At 67.3% G+C, this 21,994-nt stretch carries 20 protein-coding genes; 15 read left to right on the forward strand and 5 right to left on the reverse strand.

Annotated features, from left to right (window positions below):
* Nucleotides 1-6 precede the first annotated feature (6 nt).
* Both OHB26_RS22410 and OHB26_RS22415 read left to right on the forward strand, forming a co-directional pair.
* Nucleotides 7-960 (forward strand): alpha/beta hydrolase, encoded by a 954-nt coding sequence (locus OHB26_RS22410; protein WP_442943034.1) that lies wholly within the window; start codon nt 7-9, stop codon nt 958-960.
* Nucleotides 961-1,007: 47 nt separating this feature from the next.
* Nucleotides 1,008-2,360, forward strand: coding sequence for an MATE family efflux transporter (locus OHB26_RS22415; protein ID WP_330179230.1), 1,353 nt, complete (start codon nt 1,008-1,010; stop codon nt 2,358-2,360).
* Here OHB26_RS22415 and OHB26_RS22420 read toward each other — a convergent pair.
* A complete protein-coding gene (locus OHB26_RS22420) occupies nt 2,357-3,490 on the reverse strand; it encodes a Rieske 2Fe-2S domain-containing protein (protein WP_330179231.1) in 1,134 nt (377 codons plus the stop codon). The two genes, OHB26_RS22415 and OHB26_RS22420, sit on opposite strands and share 4 nt — an antisense overlap.
* A gap of 59 nt (nt 3,491-3,549) precedes the next feature.
* Nucleotides 3,550-4,068, reverse strand: a complete 519-nt coding sequence (gene grpE, locus OHB26_RS22425; protein ID WP_330179232.1) for a nucleotide exchange factor GrpE — start codon at nt 4,066-4,068, stop codon at nt 3,550-3,552.
* 49 nt (nt 4,069-4,117) lie between these two features.
* Here grpE and OHB26_RS22430 point away from each other — a divergent pair, with 49 nt between their 5' ends.
* The 4 genes from OHB26_RS22430 to OHB26_RS22445 all read left to right on the forward strand — a co-directional run bounded on the left by OHB26_RS22430 (nt 4,118) and on the right by OHB26_RS22445 (nt 10,744).
* On the forward strand, nt 4,118-5,800 hold the full coding sequence (locus tag OHB26_RS22430; RefSeq protein ID WP_330185746.1) for an Hsp70 family protein: 1,683 nt from the start codon (nt 4,118-4,120) through the stop codon (nt 5,798-5,800).
* 10 nt (nt 5,801-5,810) lie between these two features.
* Nucleotides 5,811-8,171 carry an Ig-like domain repeat protein gene (locus OHB26_RS22435; protein ID WP_330179233.1) on the forward strand — a complete coding sequence of 787 codons (2,361 nt, stop codon included), beginning with the start codon at nt 5,811-5,813 and terminating at the stop codon, nt 8,169-8,171.
* 336 nt (nt 8,172-8,507) lie between these two features.
* The gene (locus tag OHB26_RS22440; protein WP_330179234.1) at nt 8,508-9,485 is read left to right on the forward strand and encodes a metallophosphoesterase family protein; all 978 of its coding nucleotides are present in this window, start codon (nt 8,508-8,510) and stop codon (nt 9,483-9,485) included.
* Between the two features lie 125 nt (nt 9,486-9,610).
* Nucleotides 9,611-10,744, forward strand: coding sequence for an XdhC family protein (locus tag OHB26_RS22445; RefSeq protein ID WP_330179235.1), 1,134 nt, complete (start codon nt 9,611-9,613; stop codon nt 10,742-10,744).
* Between the two features lie 45 nt (nt 10,745-10,789).
* Here the strand turns inward: OHB26_RS22445 and OHB26_RS22450 are convergent, their stop codons facing one another.
* The gene (locus tag OHB26_RS22450) at nt 10,790-11,227 is read right to left on the reverse strand and encodes a DoxX family protein (RefSeq protein WP_330179236.1); all 438 of its coding nucleotides are present in this window, start codon (nt 11,225-11,227) and stop codon (nt 10,790-10,792) included.
* A 94-nt stretch (nt 11,228-11,321) separates the two neighbouring features.
* Here OHB26_RS22450 and OHB26_RS22455 point away from each other — a divergent pair, with 94 nt between their 5' ends.
* The 3 genes from OHB26_RS22455 (at nt 11,322) to truB (ending at nt 13,888) form a co-directional block, all read left to right on the forward strand.
* The gene (locus OHB26_RS22455; protein WP_330179237.1) at nt 11,322-11,891 is read left to right on the forward strand and encodes a TetR/AcrR family transcriptional regulator; all 570 of its coding nucleotides are present in this window, start codon (nt 11,322-11,324) and stop codon (nt 11,889-11,891) included.
* 387 nt (nt 11,892-12,278) lie between these two features.
* Nucleotides 12,279-12,953, forward strand: coding sequence for a 4'-phosphopantetheinyl transferase Npt (gene npt / locus OHB26_RS22460; RefSeq protein WP_330185747.1), 675 nt, complete (start codon nt 12,279-12,281; stop codon nt 12,951-12,953).
* Nucleotides 12,953-13,888, forward strand: coding sequence for a tRNA pseudouridine(55) synthase TruB (gene truB / locus OHB26_RS22465; RefSeq protein ID WP_330179238.1), 936 nt, complete (start codon nt 12,953-12,955; stop codon nt 13,886-13,888). Before npt ends, truB begins: the two co-directional genes overlap by 1 nt.
* Here truB and OHB26_RS22470 read toward each other — a convergent pair.
* Nucleotides 13,885-14,472 (reverse strand): TetR/AcrR family transcriptional regulator, encoded by a 588-nt coding sequence (locus OHB26_RS22470; RefSeq protein ID WP_330179239.1) that lies wholly within the window; start codon nt 14,470-14,472, stop codon nt 13,885-13,887. The genes truB and OHB26_RS22470 overlap by 4 nt on opposite strands.
* 107 nt (nt 14,473-14,579) lie before the next feature.
* On the opposite strand from OHB26_RS22470, the gene OHB26_RS22475 reads away from it, so the two are divergent.
* The 3 genes from OHB26_RS22475 to OHB26_RS22485 all read left to right on the forward strand — a co-directional run bounded on the left by OHB26_RS22475 (nt 14,580) and on the right by OHB26_RS22485 (nt 16,829).
* Nucleotides 14,580-14,993 (forward strand): DUF4345 domain-containing protein, encoded by a 414-nt coding sequence (locus tag OHB26_RS22475; RefSeq protein WP_330179240.1) that lies wholly within the window; start codon nt 14,580-14,582, stop codon nt 14,991-14,993.
* Nucleotides 14,994-15,119: 126 nt separating this feature from the next.
* A complete protein-coding gene (locus OHB26_RS22480) occupies nt 15,120-16,013 on the forward strand; it encodes a LysR substrate-binding domain-containing protein (protein ID WP_330179241.1) in 894 nt (297 codons plus the stop codon).
* 81 nt (nt 16,014-16,094) lie between these two features.
* Nucleotides 16,095-16,829 (forward strand): SDR family oxidoreductase, encoded by a 735-nt coding sequence (locus OHB26_RS22485; RefSeq protein WP_330179242.1) that lies wholly within the window; start codon nt 16,095-16,097, stop codon nt 16,827-16,829.
* A gap of 110 nt (nt 16,830-16,939) precedes the next feature.
* On the opposite strand, the gene OHB26_RS22490 is transcribed toward OHB26_RS22485, so the two are convergent.
* Complete coding sequence (locus OHB26_RS22490) at nt 16,940-17,716, reverse strand: metal-dependent transcriptional regulator (protein WP_442942700.1); 777 nt, start codon at nt 17,714-17,716, stop codon at nt 16,940-16,942.
* Between the two features lie 178 nt (nt 17,717-17,894).
* Here OHB26_RS22490 and OHB26_RS22495 point away from each other — a divergent pair, with 178 nt between their 5' ends.
* The 3 genes from OHB26_RS22495 to OHB26_RS22505 all read left to right on the forward strand — a co-directional run bounded on the left by OHB26_RS22495 (nt 17,895) and on the right by OHB26_RS22505 (nt 21,923).
* Nucleotides 17,895-18,863, forward strand: a complete 969-nt coding sequence (locus tag OHB26_RS22495) for a bifunctional riboflavin kinase/FAD synthetase (RefSeq protein ID WP_330179244.1) — start codon at nt 17,895-17,897, stop codon at nt 18,861-18,863.
* 126 nt (nt 18,864-18,989) lie between these two features.
* Nucleotides 18,990-19,259, forward strand: coding sequence for a 30S ribosomal protein S15 (gene rpsO, locus OHB26_RS22500; protein ID WP_067574502.1), 270 nt, complete (start codon nt 18,990-18,992; stop codon nt 19,257-19,259).
* A gap of 402 nt (nt 19,260-19,661) precedes the next feature.
* Nucleotides 19,662-21,923 carry a polyribonucleotide nucleotidyltransferase gene (locus OHB26_RS22505; protein WP_330179245.1) on the forward strand — a complete coding sequence of 754 codons (2,262 nt, stop codon included), beginning with the start codon at nt 19,662-19,664 and terminating at the stop codon, nt 21,921-21,923.
* Nucleotides 21,924-21,994 lie beyond the last annotated feature (71 nt).

The raw sequence follows: 21,994 nt of genomic DNA on the forward strand, positions 1-21,994 counted from the left end.
CTGGCGCTGGTGCTGGTGCTGGGTGCCCTGACCGCGGCGACCGGTCGGGCCGAGCCGTCCGCAGCGGCCGGGGCCGCCCGCTTGGACCGCATCGAACAGGTGCGGGATCGTGTCGAGGACGTCTTCGTCTACTCCGCCGCGATGAATACCGTCATCCGCAGTCGCGTACTGCGCGCCGCGGATCCGAGCGCACCGGCACCCACCCTCTATCTGCTCAACGGTGCCAACGGCGGTATCGACGGCAACTGGGACGATGAGACCGATATCGCGGAGTTCTTCCGCCATAAGCAGGTCAATGTGGTGATCCCGGTCGGCGGTGCGGGCAGCTACTTCACCGATTGGGAGTTCGACGACCCGATGCTCGGCCGGCCGCGCTGGACCACCTTTCTCACCGGCGAACTCCCGCCGATCGTCGATGCGGCGCTGCACGGCAGCGGGTCCAATGCGATAGCGGGCATCTCGATGGCCGGAACCTCGGTATTCCAACTGGCTCTGGCCGCACCGGGACTGTATCGAGCCATCGGGTCCTACAGCGGCTGTGTGCGGACCAGCGATCCGCAGGGCCAGGCGTTCGTCACGGCGGTGGTGGCCCGCTGGCGCGGTAACGCCTTCAATATGTGGGGTCCGGCCGGTGATGCGCGCTGGGCGGCGAACGACGCGTACCTGCACGCGGATCGGTTGCGCGGCACCGCGATCTACGTCTCCGCCGGCACCGGCGTCCCCGGACCCCTGGATACACCGGGCCACGGCGATCCGCTGCACCTGACCTGGCAACTGCTCTTCGGCGCACCCCTGGAGGCGGTGATGAACATGTGCACCAGGGCATTACAGGAGCGCTTCCGTCAGCTCGACATCCCGGCCACCTTCGACCTCAGACCGACCGGAACCCACTCCTGGGGGTATTGGCAGCAGGACCTGCACCGCTCCTGGCCGACCTTCGAAGCCGCGCTCACCGGCTGACTCCCGGGCTCCTCGAAGATGTCGGGGGGTTGTGGGATGGTGATCGTATGGTGGAGAGCGAGGTGGGGTCGGCGGCGGTGCAGGCGGGGCCGCGGCGGATTCTCGGAATCGCGATTCCGACGCTGGGGGTGCTGGTCGCCGAGCCCATCTATCTGCTGTTCGATATGGCCGTGGTGGGGCGGCTCGGTGCGCTGGCGCTGGCGGGTCTCGCGGTGGGCGGGTTGATTCTGGCGCAGGTCAGTTCGCAGTTGACGTTCCTGAGTTATGGCACGACGGCGCGGGCCGCGCGGCGGCATGGGGCGGGGGATGAGCGGGGCGCGATCGGTGAGGGGGTGCAGGCCAGTTGGATCGCCGTCGGGGTGGGGGTGGCGATTGTCGTTGTGCTGCAGGTGTTCGCGGGGCCGGTGACGCGGGCTATCGCGGGCGGGGATGAGATCGCGCCGCGGGCGGAGTCGTGGCTGCGCATCGCGCTGTTCGGGGTGCCGTTGATCCTGCTGTCCATGGCGGGGAACGGATGGCTGCGCGGGGTGCAGCAGACACGTCGGCCGCTGGTGTATGTCGTTGCGGGGCTGGTGGTTTCGGGGATTCTGTGCCCGGTGCTGGTGCACGGGCTGCTGGGTGCGCCGCGGTTGGAGCTGGAGGGGTCCGCGGTGGCGAACGTGGTGGGGCAGGTGGTGATGGCCGCACTGTTCGTCTGGGCGCTGGTGCGCTCACGGGTGCCGCTGGCCCCACATATCGCGATTATGAAGGCGCAGTTGGTACTCGGGCGGGATCTCATCGCGCGGAGTCTGGCCTTCCAGGCGTGCTTCGTCTCGGCCGCGGCGGTGGCCTCGCGGTTCGGAGCGGCCTCGGTGGCGGCACATCAGCTGGTCTTGCAGCTATGGAGTTTTCTTGCCCTGACCCTGGATTCGCTCGCCATTGCCGCGCAAACCTTGGTCGGTGCGGCGCTGGGGGCCGGGAATGCCCGGGGCGCACAGGGTTTGGCGCGGCGCATCACCGGCTGGTCGACAGTGTTCGCGGTGGTGCTGGCGGTGATCTTCGCGGCCGGGTATGCGGTGATACCGCAGCTGTTCACCACCGACCCGTCGGTGCTGGACCGAACGCATGTGGTGTGGTGGTTCTTCGTCGGCATCATTCCGATCGCGGGTGTGGTGTTCGCCCTCGACGGTGTCCTGCTCGGCGCGGGTGATGCCGCTTTCCTGCGCAATGCCACGCTCGGCTCGGCGCTGCTCGGTTTCCTGCCCGCCATCTGGCTATCGCTGGTGTATGACTGGGGCATCGCCGGAATCTGGACCGGGCTGGTCGCGTTCATGCTGCTGCGACTGGTCGCGGTGTCCTGGCGTGCGCTCTCCGGTAAGTGGGCGCGCGTCGGCGCGGATGTGCCGGCGCGACTGGCCTAGGCGTTCTCCGCCGCGCGCTTGGCCAGATTCTCGGCGACCTCGGCCTCCCAATTCTCATTGGCGTGCGTGGTGTCGACCTCGAATTCGAAGCGCGCCGTCATCTCCGGTTTGATATCGGCGACATCCACGTAGAACTGCTCGTACCAGCGCCGATGCTGATACACCGGCCCGTCCTCCTGGGTGAGCAGTGGATTGTCGATGCGGGTCTTATGCTTCCAGATCTCGACATCCTGCAGGAATCCGACGCCGAAGCTCTTACCGAAAGCCTTTGCCAGCGACTGTGATTTGGCGGGCGGCAGCCCCTCGATGGCCTGTACGCTCACCCCCCACTGCAGCATGAACGAATTGTGCGTGACGGGATAGTGGCAGTTGATCAGCACCACCTCGACGGTCCGCTCACCGAAGTCGTTGTGCAGGTAGTTGATCATGTACGACGGCCCGAAATACGAAGCCTCCGAACGCAACAGCTGCATCTCGGTGTTGTAGTTCGAGGAGGTGTGCACATCCGGCCGCCCCTTGGAATGCAGGAACTGCGTGGCCACATGTCCTTCGAACACATTCTTGAAGAACACCGGATAGGCGTAGTGAATATAGAAGAAGTGCGCCATATCCACGTTGTTGTCGATGATTTCGCGGCAGTGCGCACCCTCGATCAGCAGTGAATTCCAGCTCCAGTCACTCCACTGCTCGGTACCTATCCCGTCGATATGCGGAATGGCGACCTCGGGCGGCGGCGGATTGCCCTCGGGATCGTTCCAGACGAAGAACTGCCCGTTCTCCTCACAGGTGATCCAGGAGCGGGTCTTGGCCAGCGGTGGTACCCGCCGAGCGTAAGGGATTGCGGTACAACGCCCGTCACCGCGCCAGCGCCAATCATGGAAGGGGCAGGCGATATTGTCGTCCTTGACGCTGCCATAGGACAGATCCGCGCCCATATGACGGCAGTACCCGTCGAGCGCGTGCAGTGCGCCCTTGCTATCGGACCAGATCACCAATTTGGTGCCGAACGCCTCGACCGAGTGCGGTTCCCCGTCCCGGAAACTCTCCGCCAGGCCGAGACAGTGCCAGCCCCGGGCGAACCGGGTCATGGGTTGTCCGACATCGATCATCCGGGCATGGGTGCCTGTCATACCCCAGAGGTTAAGCATGTGTGCTTAACCGCAGGGGGCTTTTGGATAAAGGGCCGGGATCAGCTTTCCGGATCGCGATACCGGCGGACAATCACCTTCGCGGGCCGCACCGAACGATCGGCGATGGTGAGGCCGGGCTGCAGCACCTCCGCGACGGTGCGATCGGCGGCCGGATCGGCGGTGGCGCGGGTGTCGGCGGCCTCCATGGTGAGGGCGTCGAACGCGACATCCGGAGTCGGGCGCACCACCTGCCCGCCGCGACCCACCAGTAATCGCTCCACCCGATTCGCGAAGGTTTCGAACGCCGTTCGCTCGGTCTCGGAACCGGCGGTGGCCGCCAGGGACAGCGCATCGCCGAATACCGCGAAAAGCTCCACGACCAGCGGCACATCCGCGCCCGCGCGCTCGCGCCGGTCCCGCGCCCTGGCGTCATCGGCCAGGCGCTCGAGAGTTGCCGCCTGCCGCGCGATCACCCGGGTCAGATCGTCGATACGTTCGCTGAGATTCGCGCCGCCGCCGTCCCCATCGGGTTCGGTTGCGGTGTCAGGGTTCCCGGTCGCTGCGGCGGGTTCGGTCATGCCCGAACCTTAATCCCCACGGTCGGTCATGGCTGCTACGATCGCCGCCATGGGGGTCTTCGGCATCGACCTGGGCACAACGAATTCCGCGATCGCGCGTATCGATGCGGATGGTCGCCCGGAAATCTTGATCGGTATGAACGGGGAGCCGACGGTACCGTCGGTGGTGCTGTTCGCCTCGGCCAATGACCATGTGGTGGGTGAGGGTGCGCGACGACAGGCGCGACTGGATCCCGAGCATGTGTGCGCGCTGGTCAAACGGCGCATGGGAGATGCCGATTGGCGCTTCATGGCGCACGGGCAGACCTGGTCCGCCCCCGCGGTCTCCTCGCTGATCCTCAAGAGTCTGGCCGCCGATGCCGAGTTCGGGGGCGGCGGCACCGTGCAGCGCGTGGTCATCACCGTGCCCGCCTACTTCGGTGACGAGGAGCGGCGGGCCACCATCCAGGCCGGTACCTACGCCGGGTTCGATGTCGCGGGCGTGCTCTCCGAGCCGATCGCCGCGGCCCTGTCCTATGGTTTCGGCCGCCTGGACGGCAGTGTCGATATCGGTAAGAACGGCGGTCGCGAGACCGTGCTCGTCTACGACCTCGGCGGCGGCACCTTCGATGCCACCGTCATCGAATTGTCCGACCGGCGCATCTCGGTGCTCGCGGTCGAGGGCGATCATCAGCTCGGCGGGGCCGACTGGGACGAGCGCATCGCCCTGCACCTGTCCCAGCAGTTCTGTGCCGCGAATCCCGATGCCGAAGACCCACTGGACGATTCGGCCGGATCGCAGATGCTGGTGCTGGCCGCCGAGCGCGCCAAATGCGAGCTGAGCGAGGCCGAGCAGACCGAAGTACTTATCGCACACGATGGTGCGCGCGCGGTCATCACGCTGACCCGCACCGAGATGGAGGCCATGACGGCCTCGCTCATGCGCCGCACCCTGGACCTCACCAAGGCGTGCCTGGCCGCGGCCGGGCAGCGCGGGGTGCATCAGGTGGATCGGGTGCTGCTGGTCGGCGGATCCTCGCGAATGCCGATGGTGGCGCGGGAATTGCAGCGTGAGCTGGGTCTGGTCGGCGAGCTGCGCGACCCGGATCTCTCGGTCGCGCGCGGCGCCGCGCTGTACGGCGAGAAGTTGGAGATGGAGCGGCTCGTGGTCGCCGATCTGATGACTCGCGGCCGTCTGCGCGATGGCGCGGAGCTGCACGATGCCGATCCACACGAGCTGGAACAGTCGCTGAGCCGGGTCGCCGCCTCCTTCGGGCAGCCGGTCGGCCTGGTCCGCCGCATGCTGGAGATCCAGGTCGACACCGTGGTGTCGCGTGGCTTCGGGGTGCTCGCCCTGGACAGCTACAACGGGCTGGCGGCGAGCTGGCTCGTGCATCGCAATCAAACGCTGCCCATTCGGGTGCGGCGCTCCTACGGCACCGTGCGCGCCGATCAGGATCAGATCGAGCTGACCATCGTCGAGCAGCAGGGACAGGCCGCCTCGACCCGGCCGGACGATTCGAAAGTCCTGGTGGAGGGGCGAATCAAGGATATTCCGCCCGGCTATCCGGCGGGCAGTGAAGTCCAGGTCACCTTCGAGATGGGCTTCGACGGAGTGCTGCACGTGACCGCCTATCACGTGGATGCGCGTATGCCCCTTGCCCTTTCGGTGCAGACCGGGGCCACGCTGTCGCAGGCCGATGTGGCCCGCGAATTGGATCAGCTGCAGCGCACCCGCCGCCGCGCCGTATAGAACCAGAGCCATGCACGCCTTCGACCCGAACGACTATCGCAAGCGAGTGCTCGCCGCCGTGGAACGCCGCGGCGGTATCGAGGTGTCGGATGCGTTCGAGCTGTACGACATTCCGCTCGATGAGGCGCGCACACTGAGCGACGCCGAGGTGCGGGCGCGCGTGGACGAGGTGTGGGGTTTCTGGCAGAAGCAGCGCGATCATCCGAAGTACCGGGTGCTGGCCGGACTGCTGGTGGACGGGCATGATCGGCTCTGCACGCCGCTGCTGAACGCCTCGTCACGGCGGGTGGAGGCCGAGCGCGTGGAGCAGCTGCGCGAGCGGCGCGACTCCGAACGGTACGAGATGATCGACACCGCCATCGAGCGACTTGTCCAGCGGCACGGCGGAATTCCGGCCGGCAAGGTGGCCGGGCTGGAAGATATCGGCAAGATGAGCGGGCTCGACGCCGCCGAGGTGCGCGCGCGGTTGCGGCGGCATCGCATACTCGACGAGGCGGCGGCCCCCGTGACCCCACCGCCCTCCGGCGTGAGTGCGCAACGGCGGCAACAGATTCGCAAGCTGCTCGCCGAATACGATCGCCTGCTCCCCGGAGATCCGGTCCCGACCCTGCTGGCGCTACTCGGTCTGGATTTCACCAAGGCCCACCAAACCGGTGAAATCCATTTGCGTGCAGAGGCTTTGCGCGCTCGCACGCGCGAGCTGCCGCCCGGCCGAGTACGGGTAGTGCTCGACGAACTCCTGGTCCACGTCAGCGACCTGCTCGAATCCGGTGCGGTGGACGATTACCTGCGGGCGATCATCGACGACGCCACCGATCTGCTCCGCCCCCAGGTCCGCGCCGCGGTCCTGGTCGAAGACAGCCTGGTCGCAGGTGATTACGAGTTCCTGGTGGGCGAAGCCATTGCCGCGGGCCTCGACCGCGCCGCCGCCGAGCGGGTGATCCTGTCGCTCGCCGCCGAACTCGGCACCACCGTGGAGGGCAAAGACCTGCCCGCCAATTCTGGTTCAGATCAATCAGTTTCGGGTACGTCACCCATTTCCTTCGCCCGGCCGAACAGAGATTCCGCTGCGAGTTCGCGGTCGACCGGCACGCGCGACGCGGATACCTCGCGGCAGCGGAGTTCATCCGCCGATTCCGGATACGCGGCCGGGGCGGGCTCGTCGTCGGGTGCGGGGCACGGCGGCGCTTCCGGTGGTGCGCACGCCGGATCATCCTCGGGCACTGGGAATTCCGGGGCAGCCGGTGACGGCTCGGCGTATCGGCGCGTGCCGCCGCTCCCACCTCCGCCGCCGGTGCGGGCGTGGGAGGAGCCGTTGAAAGCGGCGCGGGCCGCGTTGCGTGCCGGACATCCCTATGCGGCCCGAGAGCATGTGACCGAGGCGCAGCGGATCGCCGGTGGCGACGGTGCCGGGGCGACCTCGGTGCGGCCGATCGCCGAACTCGTGGAGCGGGTGCTGGCCGAAGCCGCCGTCCACTGGCGCGGTGCCACGGCCGGATGCGCGGGTCGGCGGTATATGGAGGCCCTGGAGCACCTCGAGTATCTGGAGCGCTCCGCCGCCGATGTACCGAATCCGGATGGCCGCGGGCTCACGCTGGAACAGCTACTGATTCAGGCACGTTCGGCTCTCGCCGAGGCCGACCGTATGTTCGCGGCCGCCCCGCCCGCTCCCGCCGCGGCTCGAATGCGCGCGCTCCGAGCGGTTTTCGAGGTCTGCGCCGACCACGCCGGAACCCTCGCCGCCCTCGGCGAGCTCCCGGTGGAAGCGCCCGGCCAGGTCACCGCCACCCGCAAACCGGACGGCACCGTGGTCATCGCCTGGTCGGCCTCGCCGACCGAACAGGTCGAATACCGCGTCACCCGTTTACAACCCGACGGCTCCTGGCGGGTGGTGGGCCGCACCCGCGGCACGGCCCTCGAGGATGGCGCGGCCGGAACGGGCGCGGTACCCGTCTACGGCGTCGTGGCTTCGGTCTCCGGCAGGGTCTCCGACGTGACCCGCTCGGACGGCCGGGAACCGCCGAGCACCGCCGGTGCGGCGGTCGAGGACCACACCCCCGGCGGAATGCCCACCGTGACGGCCCTGGCCGAACGCGCGGGCCTGCTCACCTTCACCTGGCCGGTGGGCATTACCGAGGTGATGATGGTCGCCCGTGCCGACGCCCCGCCCACCACACCGGACGATCCGGAAGTCGCCCGCAAGTGGAAGGTCACCAACACCCGCTACCAAATCGACGGCGGCGCCAAACTCCCCGTCGACCTGCCCCGGCCCTGCCACCTCGCCGTAGCCTCCTGTCGCCGCGACCCCTCCGGAACCCTCACGGTCGCAGCCGGTTTCGCCCCGGCAGCGCGAATCCACCTGAACCACTGACTGCGCCCTCGTCATCCCGGCACTTGTTGTGCCTCGTCATCCCGGCATGCTTTGGGCCGGGATCCACACGGGCTGTGCTGCAACAGGTTGCGATGGATCCCGGCCAAGAACGCGCCGGGATGACGGGTTGGGTCGCGCCGGGATGACAAGGGTGCGGCGGGCCGGGAGGACGGGGGTAGGTCGCGTTGGGGCTTTCCGGTCGAGCTCCGGGGGACTCCGGGCTGGTCCGATCCCCGCGCGGGGGGCTGGCGGTGTGATTCGGGAGGGGCCTGCCGGGGGTCGGTGGCCGCCGTGGGAATCTGATGGGGGCCGGCGCGGTTGCTGCGAGGGCTGGTCATGACTGGAAGGCGGAGCTGGGTGATTCCGAAACTTGTGGCGGTGAGCGACATTCACGTCGGTCATCAGGGCAATAAGCCCGTGGTGGAGGCTATCCGGGCGGATTCGCCGGAGGATTGGCTGATTCTCGCCGGGGACGTGGGGGAGAAGACCGATGATTTCCGGTGGGCCCTGGAGACGTTGAAGAAGCAGTTCGCCAAGGTGATCTGGGTGCCCGGGAATCATGAATTGTGGACTACCGCAAAGGATCCCGTGCAGATGCACGGGGCGGGGCGATACGACTATCTGGTGTCGATCTGCCGGGATCTGGATGTGCTGACCCCGGAGGATCCCTTTCCGGTGTGGACCGGTGCGGGCTCGGAGGCGTACGGCGGTGCGGTGACGCTGGTGCCGATGTTCCTGCTCTACGACTACTCCTGGCTGCCCGCGGGGACCACCACCAAGGCGGCCGGACTGGCGTTGGCGCGCGAGCGCAATGTGGTCGCCACCGACGAGTTCCTGCTCTCCGCCGAGCCGTACGTGACCCGCGATGCCTGGTGTCACGCCCGCGTGCAGTACACCCAGCGCCGGCTCGACGCGTTGCCCGCCGACACCCCTGTGGTGCTGATCAACCACTTCCCGCTGCTGCGCGAGATCACCGACATGCTCTGGTATCCGGAGTTCGCGCTGTGGTGCGGTACCGATCTCACCGCAGACTGGCACACCACCTACAACGTGGTCTGCTCGGTCTACGGGCACTTGCACATTCCGCGCACCACCTACCACGACGGTGTCCGCTTCGAAGAGGTTTCACTCGGTTACCCGAGGGAGTGGCAGCGCCGCGGATTGCCCGAACAGCTGCTGCGGCAGATCCTGCCGACGCCGGACTACGGCGACACGCTGAACGAGTGGGGTGGGCACTTCAAGATCACGCCCGAGATGCAGGCGGCTGCGCTGAAGATGCGCGAGGAAGCCCAGCGCCGTCGCGGATTGGCCTAGCCCGTCCGGACCGCTGTGCCGTGTCCGTTGGCTGTCGGGTTCGTCCTGCGGCGCGCATGTTGCGCTGAGGTTGCCATCGCGTACGCACGTATGCGCGCCGGGGCCGATACGGCGATGATGGAGGTATGCGCGATGTCCTGCCTCAGCTGATCGACCGGGTCCGGGAGGGCCCGGTGGCGCTGGCCCGGGTGGTCGCGGTGACCGGGGCCGGGCCGCGTGAGATCGGGGCGGCCATGGTGGTGACCGGGTCGGGTGAGGTCATCGGATCGCTGTCCGGCGGTTGCGTGGAAAGCGCGGTGGTGGAATCGGCGGCCGCGGTGCTTGCCGATGGTGAGGCGGTGCTGGAGCGATTCGGCATCGTAGATCCGGACGGTGTCGCCATCGGCCTGACGTGTGGTGGCGAGATGGAAATCCAGATCGAGCGGATCGATTCGAGCCGTCTCGCGGAGCTGGAGATATTGGATCGGGAGATTCGCGCCGGGCGGTCGGTCTCACTGGTGACGACTCTGGACGGCCAGCCGCGATGGCAGATTGTTCGGCCGGGCGCGGGGCCCGATGCGCGGGCCGTCGATGCCGAGGGCGGGAGCGCTGCCCAGCGCGGTGGCAGGCTCGGCCGGTCTGCGGTCGTCAGCCGGGACGCGCTGACTATGGCTCGCGCGGGGCGCACCGGGACCATCGGGTCCGACGAATGCGCGGACAGCGCATTCCCGGCGCGATCGTTCGTCCAGAGTTTCGGCTCGCCCGCGCGCATGATCCTCGCCGGAGCCAATGATTTCGTGCGTGCGCTGAGTCGACTCGGCGCACAGCTCGGCTATCGCGTCACGGTGGTCGACGCGCGCGAAACCTTCGCCACCGCACTGCGATTCCCCGCCGCGCACGAGGTGGTGGTGGATTGGCCGCATCGCTATCTGCGTGCCGAGCACGCGGGCGGCCGGGTCGACAATCGCACGGTGGTATGCGTACTCACCCATGACAGCAAATTCGATGTGCCCATGCTCGCCGAGGCGTTGAGTATCGAGAAGATCGGTTTCGTCGGAGCGATGGGTTCGCGCCGCACGCACGCGGAGCGCCTGGAGCGCCTCGTCGCCGCCGGTGTCGGCTCGGAACAGCTGCGGCGACTGCGCAGTCCGCTCGGCTTGGATCTGAACGCCTCGACCCCGGATGAGACCGCGGTTTCCATTGCGGCGCAGGTGATCGCCGAGGCCGGACGCGGTTCGGGCCGCCCGCTCGAGGAGACGGACGGCCCGATTCACCACTGACATCGGATCTACCTCTGGCCCGGATCCGCACTGCCGCAGGCTGATTCAGCCGAAGGCGACCACGGCGCACGCGCCGAGGAAGATCACCTGCACGACCGTGCGCAGCGGCAGCGGCATGGTCTGCACGCCGATGTCCTGTTTGGCGGCACGCACATTCGCCGGAAACATGATGAGCAGCAGCAGGAACAGGCAGATCGCCGCCGCCCGGGGGAAGGGCGGGATCAACAGTCCCAGTGCGCCCGCCGTTTCCAGGACGCCGGTGAGGGTGACCATGGCCGCCGCGTTGGGGAAAGCGGGCGGCACCATGGCGATGAGTTCGCCGCGCTTGGGCTGTATGAAATGCGCCCCGGCGGTGAGAGCGAACATGACGGCCAAGCCGAGGGCCGTGGTGTGCGGCCAGGAGTCGAGCCAGTCCGGGCCGACGAGCCAGCCGATGAGGCGGGTGAGTCCGGTGACAACGGCGAGTGCGATCAGCGGGGCCATGGCGTTCTCCTGCGTTCGTTCAATCTTGACAGTGGAAAGATTAGGGCTGACCGGGAAACTTGTCAATGGCTAGATTGCAGGCCATGATTGGCCCATGGCGAAGAGCAGCTACCACCACGGCGATCTGCGGGCCACCATCCTCGCTGCCGCGGCCGAACAGATCGCCGCGGACGGCGTCGACGCGATCTCCCTGCGCGGCCTGGCCCGCCGCGCCGAGGTCTCACACGCGGCCCCCGCGCACCACTTCGGTGACCGCGCCGGGCTGCTCACCGCCCTCGCGATCGAGGGCTTCGACCTGCTCGCCGCGGAGATGGACGCCGCCGCGGGCGACTTCCACGCCGCCGCAATCGCTTACATCCGTTTCGCGCTGAATCACCCGGGCCACTTCGATGTGATGTACCGGCGCGATCTGATCAATCCCGACGATTCGCGACTTGTCCAGGCGCGCAGTCGATCCGGCGCGGCCCTGCGTTCCGGCGTCGCGGCGACCCGACCCGACGCGAGCGAAAAGGACCGGCACGCAACCCAACTCGCCGCCTGGTCGCTGGTGCACGGCTTCGCGGTGCTCTGGCGCGAGGGCGCACTCGAACAGTCACCGCTGAACCCCGGGTCCGATCCCGAGACCCTGGCCCGCGCCATGATCGCCACCGTCCGATTCGAGTAAACCGCCCGCCCGTGCCACCCTCGTCATCCCCGTGCGCGGCCACCCTCGTGATTCTGGTGCGTGGCCACCCTCGTGATTCTGGTGCGTGGCCACCCTCGTGATTCTGGTGCGTGGCCACCCTCGTGATTCTGGTGCGTGGCTGGCCTCGTGATTCTGGTGCGCGGCCACCCTCGTGATCCTGGTGCGGCCGCCCTCGTGATCCGGCGTGGACTTCCCGCATCCCGGCATCGGTTCCCTTCGTCATCCCGGCATGTTCGTGGCCGGGATCCACCCCGCCGCGATCGAGGTCCTCTCATCTCGGCCGGTAGGCTCGATCACTGCAAGTGGTGGTGCGATCAGGAGGCGGTCATCGAAGAGCGGGCAGTCGCGGCGACGGAGTCGGCGCGCATTCTCGGCAGAATCCTTCCCCCCGGGGTCGCCGCCGCCGAAATGGTGGCGTATCCGGAGGGACTGAAGCCGCATCCCGGTGAGGAACACCTGATCACTCGGGCGGTGGAGAAGCGCCGCCGCGATTTCATCGGCGCGCGCTACTGCGCCCGACAGGCGCTGGAGCAGCTCGGCGAACCCGCCGTCGCGATCGGTAAGGCCGAGGACGGCGGGCCGGTCTGGCCGCGCGGGATTGTCGGCAGCCTCACCCACTGCGACGGCTACAAGGCCGCGGTACTCGGGCATAAGCTGCGCTTCCGGTCCATCGGTATCGATGCCGAGCCGCATGCCGCGCTTCCCGATGGCGTGCTCGATTCAGTCAGCCTCGCACCCGAAAGGCAGTGGCTCACAACGGTTCTCCCGGGCACCGCACTGCACCTGGATCGACTGCTGTTCTGCGCCAAGGAGGCTACCTACAAGACCTGGCGGCCGCTCACCGGCCGCTGGCTCGGCTTCGAGGACGCGCATATCACCTTCACCGTCGACGAGGAGTCGGCCGGGACCGGTGCGGGCACCTTCCATACCGAACTGCTGATTCCGGGCCACACCACCGACGGCGGCGCCGCGCTGACGAGCTTCGACGGCCGCTGGCTGATCTCCGACGGACTCATTCTGACCGCGATTGTGGAGGGCTGATGGGCGAGAAGCGCACACCCGTGGTCGGTGCCCTCGGCGGGCTGCTGATCGTCGACAAGGGCCAGGGCTGGACCAGTCACGATGTGGTCGCAAAGAGTCGGGGTCTGTTGCGTACCAAGAAGGTCGGTCACGCGGGCACCCTGGACCCGATGGCGACCGGCGTGCTCGTGCTGGGTGTCGAGCGGGCCACCAAACTGCTCGGCCAGCTCATCCTGACCACCAAGGCGTATACGGCCACCATTCGCCTCGGGCAGTCCACCATCACCGATGACGCCGAGGGTGAGGTCACCGCCACCACCTCCGCCGCGCATGTCACCGATGCCGAAATCGCCTCCGGCGTAGCGGAATTGACCGGCGATATCCAGCAGGTTCCCGCCACGGTCAGCGCTATCAAGATCAACGGTGAGCGCGCCTACGCCCGGGCTCGCGCGGGTGAGGATGTGCAGCTGGCCGCCCGCCCCGTCACCGTCAGCCGCTTCGATATCCTGGCCCGCCGCGATATCGACACCGGCACAGCGCAATTCGTCGACCTGGACGTGGAGGTCGAATGCTCGTCCGGCACCTATATTCGCGCTCTGGCGCGCGATCTCGGCGAAAAGCTCGGTGTGGGAGGCCATCTCACCGCTCTGCGCCGTACCCGCGTCGGCCCCTTCACCCTCGAACACGCCCGCACCCTGGAAACCCTCGCCGTCTCGGCGGAGGCCGGTGACCCGCTGCTGAGCCTCGATATCGATGAGGCCGTCCGCACCGCCTTCGCCATCCGCGATATCACCGACAAAGAGGCCGACGACCTCCGCAACGGCCGCTGGCTGGACCCCGCCGGTATCCAAGGCGTCTATGCCGCGGTCGATTCCACCGGCCGGGCCATCGCCCTGCTGAAGGAGAGCGGTAAGCGCGCCTCCTCGGTGCTGGTCGTCCGCCCCGCGAATCTCTAACCGGCCGTAGCGGATTGCAGCGGGGCGAGCGCGCCCGTCAGCGCTCCCACGCACACCTCCCGCAGTACCGGCCGCGGACAGGCCGGGTTTTCGAGCCAATCGACGACCAGCACTCGCACGAAGGTCAGCCAGCTCATCAGGACGGTCGAGAAGAGTTGGCGCTGTCGGCCTTCGAGTCCGAGAGTGTCGAGTACGCGTTCGCGCAGGGCCGAGAGTTCTCCGGTGATGATGCCCTGGATGGTGGGATCGGCCGACAGCAGCCGATTCGCCACCACCACCGTCTTGGCATTGGCCTCGAAATAATCGAAATGCACGTCGAGCCCCGCGGCGATCTGGTCCGCGAAGGGCTGCTCGGGGTCGAAATGGGTATCGACCAGCAGTTGTTCGGCGGCCTGCCGATAGACGGCGGCGAAGAGTTCGGGCTTACCGGGGAAGTGCCGGTAGAGCAGGGCGCGTGAGACTCCGGCCGCCGCGGCGACGTCCTCCATGTGCACGGCGGGATAGTCGTGCGTGGCGAACAGTTGCGCGGCGGTGTCGATGAGCTGGCTCCGGCGTTCGTCGGGGGGCAGGCGGCGGCGGGTCACCGAATCAGCTTAGTTGACGCATGTCTACTAGCGTTCTAGCCTGGCTTAGTAGACGCGCGTCAACTAAGCGGGAACCTTTGCGACTCAACTCCACTCGGGAGGAACGAATGACCGCAGCACTCAAATGGCTGAGTCTGCTGATGGGCTACGCCTGCGTCGCGATCGGCGTATTCCATATGGCGCTCGGTATCGACGGCATTCCGGATATGGGCTCGGCGGGAGCCACCGCGGACAGCCAGAGTCGGTTCTTCGGCGCGATCTTCCTGGGCTACGGCCTGGTCTGGCTGTGGGCCGCGCGGCGCGACCCCGTCGATACGACCGCTGTGCGCTGGCTGGCTGGAATCTTCGCGCTCGGCGCGGTCGGCCGATTCATATCCATCGCGGTGTACGGCTGGCCGCACTGGTTCCAACTGGTGCTGACCGCCATCGAAGTCGTGCTCCCGCCGGTGTACTTCTGGCTCGCCGCGATACAGGACCAGCGCACCCGCGCTACCGAGACTGCCCCGCTGGGCGCGAACTGAGCTCCGGTCGGACCTGCCGGCGCGACTCGAGCGCGGCGGCAATACGGTTCGATCGTTCGGGACTGTTCAGCCCACCGGAAATCCGGTGCCACCCTGACCGACACCTGAGCGGCCTACAGTGCACTGGTGGTGGAATTGCGGCAGTTGCGGTACTTCGTGGCGGTAGCGGAAGAATTGCACTTCCGCCGGGCCGCGGAGCGTTTGTTCATCTCCACCCCCACCCTGAGTCAGCAGATTCGCGCCATCGAACGCGAGGTCGGCGGCCCGCTGCTGCTCCGCGGCTCACAGGGCGTCGAATTGACCGCTGCCGGTGAGGTTTTGCTCAAGACCGCGCGCGGGGTGCTGGAGGCCGCGGAGGTCGCGCTCCGGGAGACGCGTATGGTCGCCAATCCCGAGCGCTCGGTCTTCCGGCTCGGCGTGGTGAACGGCGCGCCGACCTGGCTACCCGCACGCATTGAAGCGCTGTTGAAGGCGCGTCAGCCCGGCGCGCGCGTGGTGCTGACCGGTGGCCCCAGCGCCGATCAGGTCCGCCTGCTCGATCGCGAGGATGTCGATCTCGCGGTGCTGCGCATGCCGATTCGGCTGCCGGACCATCTCACCAGCACCGCCATCGCGGAGGAGGAGTTGGGCATTGTCATGTCCCGCGAGCATCCCCTGGCCGCGCACGACACCATCGAACCGGCGCAGTTGCGCGATCAGGAATTGATCATGTTCGCCCGCGATGCCGCGCCCGAGTTACACGATTCGGTCCTCGCGCAATTGCGCGAACGCGGTGCGGCCGTTGCCCTCAGTGACAGCGCCATGAGTCACGCGCAGATGCTCTCGCTACTGCCGATGCGCCCCGCTGCCATCGGCGTGGGCTCGGCGCGCACCGCCTCCGCCCCCGGATTGGTATGGCGGCCACTGCAACCGCGCCCCGTGGTGGTCACCTATGTGGCCGCCTGGCGTCCCGCCGCCCGCAATTCGGCCCTGCACACCGTCGCCGAAGCACTCTCCAGCGGAATCAGATTCGTGCCGTAACCGGCGGTGTTAGCCCGCCGCTAAGTCGGATTCAGGGCTGCGACATGGACGCTCACTCGGGCCGCCGGTTTGCTGAAAGGCATGACACACAAGGGATTCGAACAGGAGATCGGCCGGGCAGTGGTGGTGGGCGGCGGCTCCGGAATGGGCCTGGCCATCGCGGACGCACTGCTGGCGGCCGGAGCCGAGGTCACCATCGTGGGCCGCTCATCCGAGCGTCTCGCCGACGCGGTCCGCGAACTCGGCGACGGCAAACTGAACGCCATCGCCGCCGATATCGGCGACGAGGAACAGGTCCGCCGCGTCTTCGACACCGTCGGCACGGTCGACCATGTGCTGACCACCGCCGGTGACACCACCGGAACCTACGGCCCCATAAAGGATTTCGACTTCCCCAACGGTCGCGGCTTCATCGAGACCAAGCTGATCGGCTCCATGCTGCTGGCCAAGCACGCGAACATCACTCCCGGCGGTTCGCTCACCTTCACCTCGGGCATCGCCGCCTATCGCCCCGCGGTCGGCGGAGCGATGGTGGCCACGGTGAACGCCGCACTCGAGGGCTTGGCCCGCGCCCTCGCGGTGGAACTCGGCCCGACCCGGGTCAATGTCGTCTCACCCGGTTGGGTGCGCACCGGCATTTGGGACCGAATGACCTGGGACGACAAGGATGAGCGCCTCCGGGCCATGGCCGAGCGGCTACCGGTCGGTCACCTCGGCTTGCCGGAAGACATTGCGCAGGCGGCACTTTCGCTACTGCGCAACCCCTTCGTCACCGGGACGGTGTTGCACGTCGACGGCGGTCACCGGCTGGTGTGACGCGGCCCCGTCATCCCGGCATGCTTGGCCGGGATCCACACTCGAGGTGGTCCGGCTGATTCGGTGGATCCCGGTCAAAAACGCGCCGGGATGACGAGGTGGTGTGGTGCTCAACTGTTTTCGTGGGTGAGCCAAATGGCCTCGGCCGCAATACTGCCGAGGTCGATGGTCCGCTCATCCACGCGCACCGCGATGGTTCCGGCGAAGTCCCGCCGCTCCACCACCGCGATGGGGGTATCGAGGGCGATGCCGAGCGAATCGAAGTAGCGCAGCATCGCCGGATCCGAATCGGAGATACGTGCGACGCGCCCGAGCTCTCCATCGCCGAAATCGCTCAGCTGCCGGGCCGGCGGGGTGGGCACCGCACCGTCGACCGAGGGAATCGGATCACCGTGCGGATCCCGGTCCGGGTGGCCGAGTTTGGCGTCTATCCGCTCCATGAGCGTTTCGGAGACCGCGTGCTCGAGCACCTCGGCCTCATCGTGCACCTCGTCCCAGCCGTAGCCGAGCTCATTGACGAGGAAGGTTTCGATGAGTCGATGCCGTCGCACCATGGCGATCGCGGCGCGGCGACCATCCTCGGTGAGGGTGATGGCCCCGTACCGGGCATGCTCCACCAAACCCTGATCGGCGAGTTTGCGAACCGCTTCGGAGACCGTCGACGCGGATACCCCGATTCGTTCGGCGAGCAGTTTGGTCGACACCTTCTCCTGCGACCATTCCTGCGCGGTCCAGATCACCTTCAGATAGTCCTGCGCGACCGAGGACAGCACCGGGGCGACACTGGTCGCGACGGCGGTGGAGGTACCGGTGGGTTCGGACGGATCGGCCAGCTCGCGGCGCGTGGCGATGTCTCGTTTTCCGGGCACGTAACCGAGCTTAGGCACAGCCGCGACGGTTTCACACATCGGCGCGCCTGCTGGTAGACCACGACGAACACGACACGAACGGGCGTGGTCGGGGCCGGTGCCGAACCGGTGAACGGGCGATGACGAGCATGCTTCGTCCGTGCGAGATCGGTACGGCCGAATATTGTCTGTGACGCGCTTTGCGTAGGCTTCCGGTGTGCAGAGATGGCGAAGTCTCGATGAGATGCCCGCAGAGTGGGGCCGGTGTGTGCTCACGATCGGGGTGTTCGACGGCGTGCACCGCGGTCACGCCCAGCTCATCAGCCGTGCGGTGAAATCCGCTGCGGTGCGGGGTGTTCCGTCGGTACTCATGACCTTCGACCCGCACCCCCTCGAGGTGGTGCGCCCCGGTTCGCATCCGGCGCAGCTGTCCACCCTGCACCGCCGCGCGGAGCTGGCCGAGGAGCTCGGCATCGACGTCTTCCTCGTCATGCCGTTCACCAAGGACTTCATGAAGCTGACCCCCGAGCAGTACGTCGAAGAGCTGCTGGTGCACAAACTGCACGTCTCCGAGGTCGTGGTCGGCGACAACTTCACCTTCGGCAAGCAGGCCGCGGGCACCGTGGACACCATGCGGGAACTGGGCCTGCGCTTCGGCTTCGATGTCGACGGCGTGCAGCTGCTCGGCGAACATGCGGTGACCTTCTCCTCGACCTTCGTGCGCGCCTGCCTCGCCTCGGGTGATGTGGCCGCGGCCGCCGAGGCGCTGGGCCGCCCGCATCGGGTCGAGGGCGTGGTCGTGCACGGTGACGGCCGTGGTCGCGGACTCGGCTTCCCGACCGCGAATGTGGCACCGGTGCCGCGCGGCGCGATCCCCGCCGACGGCGTGTACGCCGGATGGTTCACCGTTCTGGACGATCCGGCGCGGACTCGGCGGATGGCCGCCATCTCGGTCGGCACCAATCCGACCTTCGAGGATGGGCGCTCCCGCACGGTCGAGCCGCATATCCTCGATTTCGACGGCGATCTCTACGACAAGCATGTGGCCGTGGACTTCGTCGAACAGCTGCGCGGTATGCGCAAATTCGAGTCGATCGAGGAACTGATCGAGGCCATCGGCCGCGATGTGGATCAGGCCCGCAAGGTGCTCACCGCGCAGACGCTCGACTCCCAGTCCGTCGAATAGGGCCGATTAACGGTCCAGGTCAGCGGTCCGGTACCCTGGGTCGCTGGGTTTGCTGCGGTCCGCGGTAGCGCCCGACCGGGTTCGCCCGGGACTCTTCGCGCGGACTGGAAACTCAGGAGTGATTCTGTGGCGCTGACCACCGAGCAGAAGAAGGCCATTCTGGCCGAGTACGGCCTGCACCCGACTGACACCGGTTCTCCGGAGGCTCAGATCGCGATGCTGTCCAAGCGGATTTCCGATCTGACCGAGCACCTGAAGGTGCACAAGCACGACCACCACACGCGCCACGGTCTGCTTGCGCTGATCGGCCGTCGTCGCCGTCTGTCGAAGTACCTCCAGGCCAACGACATCGAGCGTTACCGTTCGCTGATCGAGCGTCTGGGCCTGCGTCGCTAATTTTCGCGACACAACACAGCTGCCTGGGTAGTTGACGAACCGGCCAGCGGGGAGGCATAGAATCTCCTCGTTGGCCTTTCGTGCATCCGGTGAACGATGCCGTACGCACGCCAACATGAGCCGTATGCATCCGTCGCGTGGCGTCGGTCTTCGGTAGTGGCTTTTCGGGGCGCAGCAAGAGGTAGAAGTATCGCGCTGCCGGAGGGCTTCGATCGATGACCGCCTCCGCGTCGCCGCCTCCAAGGGGAGATGGCCGGGTGTGCGCGTGCGGGCCAGGAGGGTCCGCGAGCGCCCGTGCCGGGTACGGCTCACCCCTGCCAAGGGGACAACACAGCCGGATCGCGTAGCGGTGCCCATCCGCGGCGCTGGTATCCGGCGAAGACGAGAGGTTGAGAGAAGAGAATGACCCAAACCGTGAGCAGTTCCGCCGCCGAGGTCGAGCCCGGCGTATTCGAGTCCGTCGCGCTGATCGACAACGGCGCCTACGGCACCCGCACCATCCGTTTCGAGACCGGGCGTCTGGCCAAGCAGGCCGCCGGGTCGGTCGTCGCCTACCTGGACGACGAGACCATGCTGCTGTCGGCGACCACCGCCGGTAAGCACCCCAAGGACCAGTTCGACTTCTTCCCGCTGACGGTCGATGTCGAAGAGCGTATGTACGCCGCGGGTCGTATCCCCGGCTCGTTCTTCCGTCGCGAGGGTCGCCCCTCCACCGACGCGATCCTGACCTGCCGTCTGATCGACCGGCCGCTGCGCCCGTCCTTCGTCGACGGTCTGCGCAATGAGATCCAGGTCGTCGTGACCGTCATGTCGCTCGATCCCAAGGATCTGTACGACGTGGTGGCCATCAATGCCGCTTCGGCCTCGACTCAGCTTGCGGGCCTGCCCTTCTCGGGTCCGGTCGGCGGCGTGCGCGTCGCCCTGATCGGTGACCAGTGGGTCGCGTTCCCGACCGTCGAGCAGCTCGAGGGCGCCGTGTTCGACATGGTCGTCGCGGGCCGTGTGGTCGAGGGTGACGTCGCGATCATGATGGTCGAGGCCGAGGCCACCGACAATGTGCTCGCGCTCATCGCCGACGGTGGCACCGCGCCCACCGAAACCGTTGTGGCACAGGGCCTCGAGGCCGCCAAGCCGTTCATCGCCCGCCTCTGCAAGGCACAGGCCGACCTCGCCGCGCTGTCCGCCAAGGAGACCGCCGAGTTCCCGGTCTTCCTGCCGTACCAGTCCGATGTGTTCGAGGCCGTGCTCGGCACCGCCAAGGAGGAGCTGAACGAGGCGCTCTCCATCGCGGGCAAGCAGGAGCGCGAGGAGCGCACCGACGAGATCAAGCTCGCCGTGCTCTCCAGCCTGGCCGAGACCTTCGAGGGTCGCGAGAAGGAGATCGGCGCGGCCTTCCGCTCGGTCACCAAGAAGCTTGTGCGCCAGCGCATTCTGTCCGACGGCTTCCGGATCGACGGTCGCGGTCTGGCCGATATCCGCGCCCTTTCGGCCGAGGTCGCGGTCGTCCCGCGCGCCCACGGTTCGGCGCTGTTCGAGCGCGGCGAGACCCAGATCATGGGTGTCACCACCCTCGATATGGTGAAGATGGCGCAGCAGGTCGACTCGCTCGGCCCGGAGACCTCCAAGCGCTACATGCACCACTACAACTTCCCGCCGTACTCCACCGGTGAGACCGGTCGCGTGGGCTCGCCCAAGCGTCGCGAGATCGGCCACGGCGCCCTCGCCGAGCGCGCGCTGATGCCGGTGCTGCCGTCGCAGGAAGAGTTCCCGTACGCCATCCGTCAGGTCTCGGAAGCGTTGGGCTCCAACGGTTCCACCTCGATGGGCTCGGTCTGCGCCTCGACCCTGTCGCTGCTGAACGCCGGTGTGCCGCTCAAGGCCCCCGTCGCCGGTATCGCCATGGGCCTGGTGTCCGACACCATCAAGAACGACAAGGGTGAGGACGAGGTCCGCTACGTCGCGCTGACCGACATCCTGGGCGCCGAGGATGCCTTCGGCGATATGGACTTCAAGGTCGCCGGTACCCCCGAGTTCGTGACCGCGCTGCAGCTGGACACCAAGCTCGACGGTATCCCGTCGCAGGTCCTGGCCGGTGCGCTGAACCAGGCTCGCGATGCCCGTATGACCATCCTGGATGTCATGGCCGAGGCCATCAACATCCCGGACGAGATGAGCCCGTACGCCCCGCGCGTCACCGCCATCAAGATCCCGGTCGACAAGATCGGCGAGGTCATCGGACCCAAGGGCAAGGTGATCAACCAGATCACCGAGGAGACCGGCGCCAACATCTCGATCGAAGATGACGGCACCGTCTACGTCGGTGCGACCAATGGCCCCGCGGCGCAGGCGGCGATCGATCAGATCAACGCCATCGCGAACCCGCAGCTGCCGAAGGTCGGCGAGCGCTTCCTGGGCACGGTCGTCAAGACCACCGCCTTCGGCGCGTTCGTCTCGCTGCTGCCGGGCCGTGACGGCCTGGTGCACATCTCCAAGCTGGGCAATGGCAAGCGCGTGGCGAAGGTCGAGGACGTGGTGAACGTCGGCGACAAGATCCGCGTCGAGATCGCCGATATCGACAACCGCGGCAAGATCTCCCTTGTCCCGGTCGACGAGGATTCGGACAACGCGGACGCAGCGGTCGCCGAGACCGTCGCGGCCGAGTGATTGTCGTACGTCTGACGTAAAGTGCGGTGGCCCCCTTGCTCCGATAACGGAGCTGGGGGCCATCGGTTTTT

This window comes from Nocardia sp. NBC_01503 (genome assembly GCF_036327755.1).
Lineage (GTDB): Bacteria > Actinomycetota > Actinomycetes > Mycobacteriales > Mycobacteriaceae > Nocardia.

Excerpts from the sequence above, each read along its gene's own strand:
- OHB26_RS22415 (WP_330179230.1), top strand. The coding sequence starts at position 1,008 with ATGGTGGAGAGCGAGGTGGGGTCGGCGGCGGTGCAGGCGGGGCCGCGG.
- OHB26_RS22435 (WP_330179233.1), top strand. The coding sequence starts at position 5,811 with ATGCACGCCTTCGACCCGAACGACTATCGCAAGCGAGTGCTCGCCGCC.
- OHB26_RS22485 (WP_330179242.1), top strand. The coding sequence starts at position 16,095 with ATGACACACAAGGGATTCGAACAGGAGATCGGCCGGGCAGTGGTGGTG.
- truB (WP_330179238.1), top strand. The coding sequence starts at position 12,953 with ATGGGCGAGAAGCGCACACCCGTGGTCGGTGCCCTCGGCGGGCTGCTG.
- OHB26_RS22445 (WP_330179235.1), top strand. The coding sequence starts at position 9,611 with ATGCGCGATGTCCTGCCTCAGCTGATCGACCGGGTCCGGGAGGGCCCG.
- OHB26_RS22450 (WP_330179236.1), bottom strand. The coding sequence starts at position 11,227 with ATGGCCCCGCTGATCGCACTCGCCGTTGTCACCGGACTCACCCGCCTC.
- OHB26_RS22420 (WP_330179231.1), bottom strand. The coding sequence starts at position 3,490 with ATGACAGGCACCCATGCCCGGATGATCGATGTCGGACAACCCATGACC.
- OHB26_RS22475 (WP_330179240.1), top strand. The coding sequence starts at position 14,580 with ATGACCGCAGCACTCAAATGGCTGAGTCTGCTGATGGGCTACGCCTGC.
- OHB26_RS22505 (WP_330179245.1), top strand. The coding sequence starts at position 19,662 with ATGACCCAAACCGTGAGCAGTTCCGCCGCCGAGGTCGAGCCCGGCGTA.
- OHB26_RS22455 (WP_330179237.1), top strand. The coding sequence starts at position 11,322 with ATGGCGAAGAGCAGCTACCACCACGGCGATCTGCGGGCCACCATCCTC.
- grpE (WP_330179232.1), bottom strand. The coding sequence starts at position 4,068 with ATGACCGAACCCGCCGCAGCGACCGGGAACCCTGACACCGCAACCGAA.
- OHB26_RS22440 (WP_330179234.1), top strand. The coding sequence starts at position 8,508 with ATGACTGGAAGGCGGAGCTGGGTGATTCCGAAACTTGTGGCGGTGAGC.
- OHB26_RS22430 (WP_330185746.1), top strand. The coding sequence starts at position 4,118 with ATGGGGGTCTTCGGCATCGACCTGGGCACAACGAATTCCGCGATCGCG.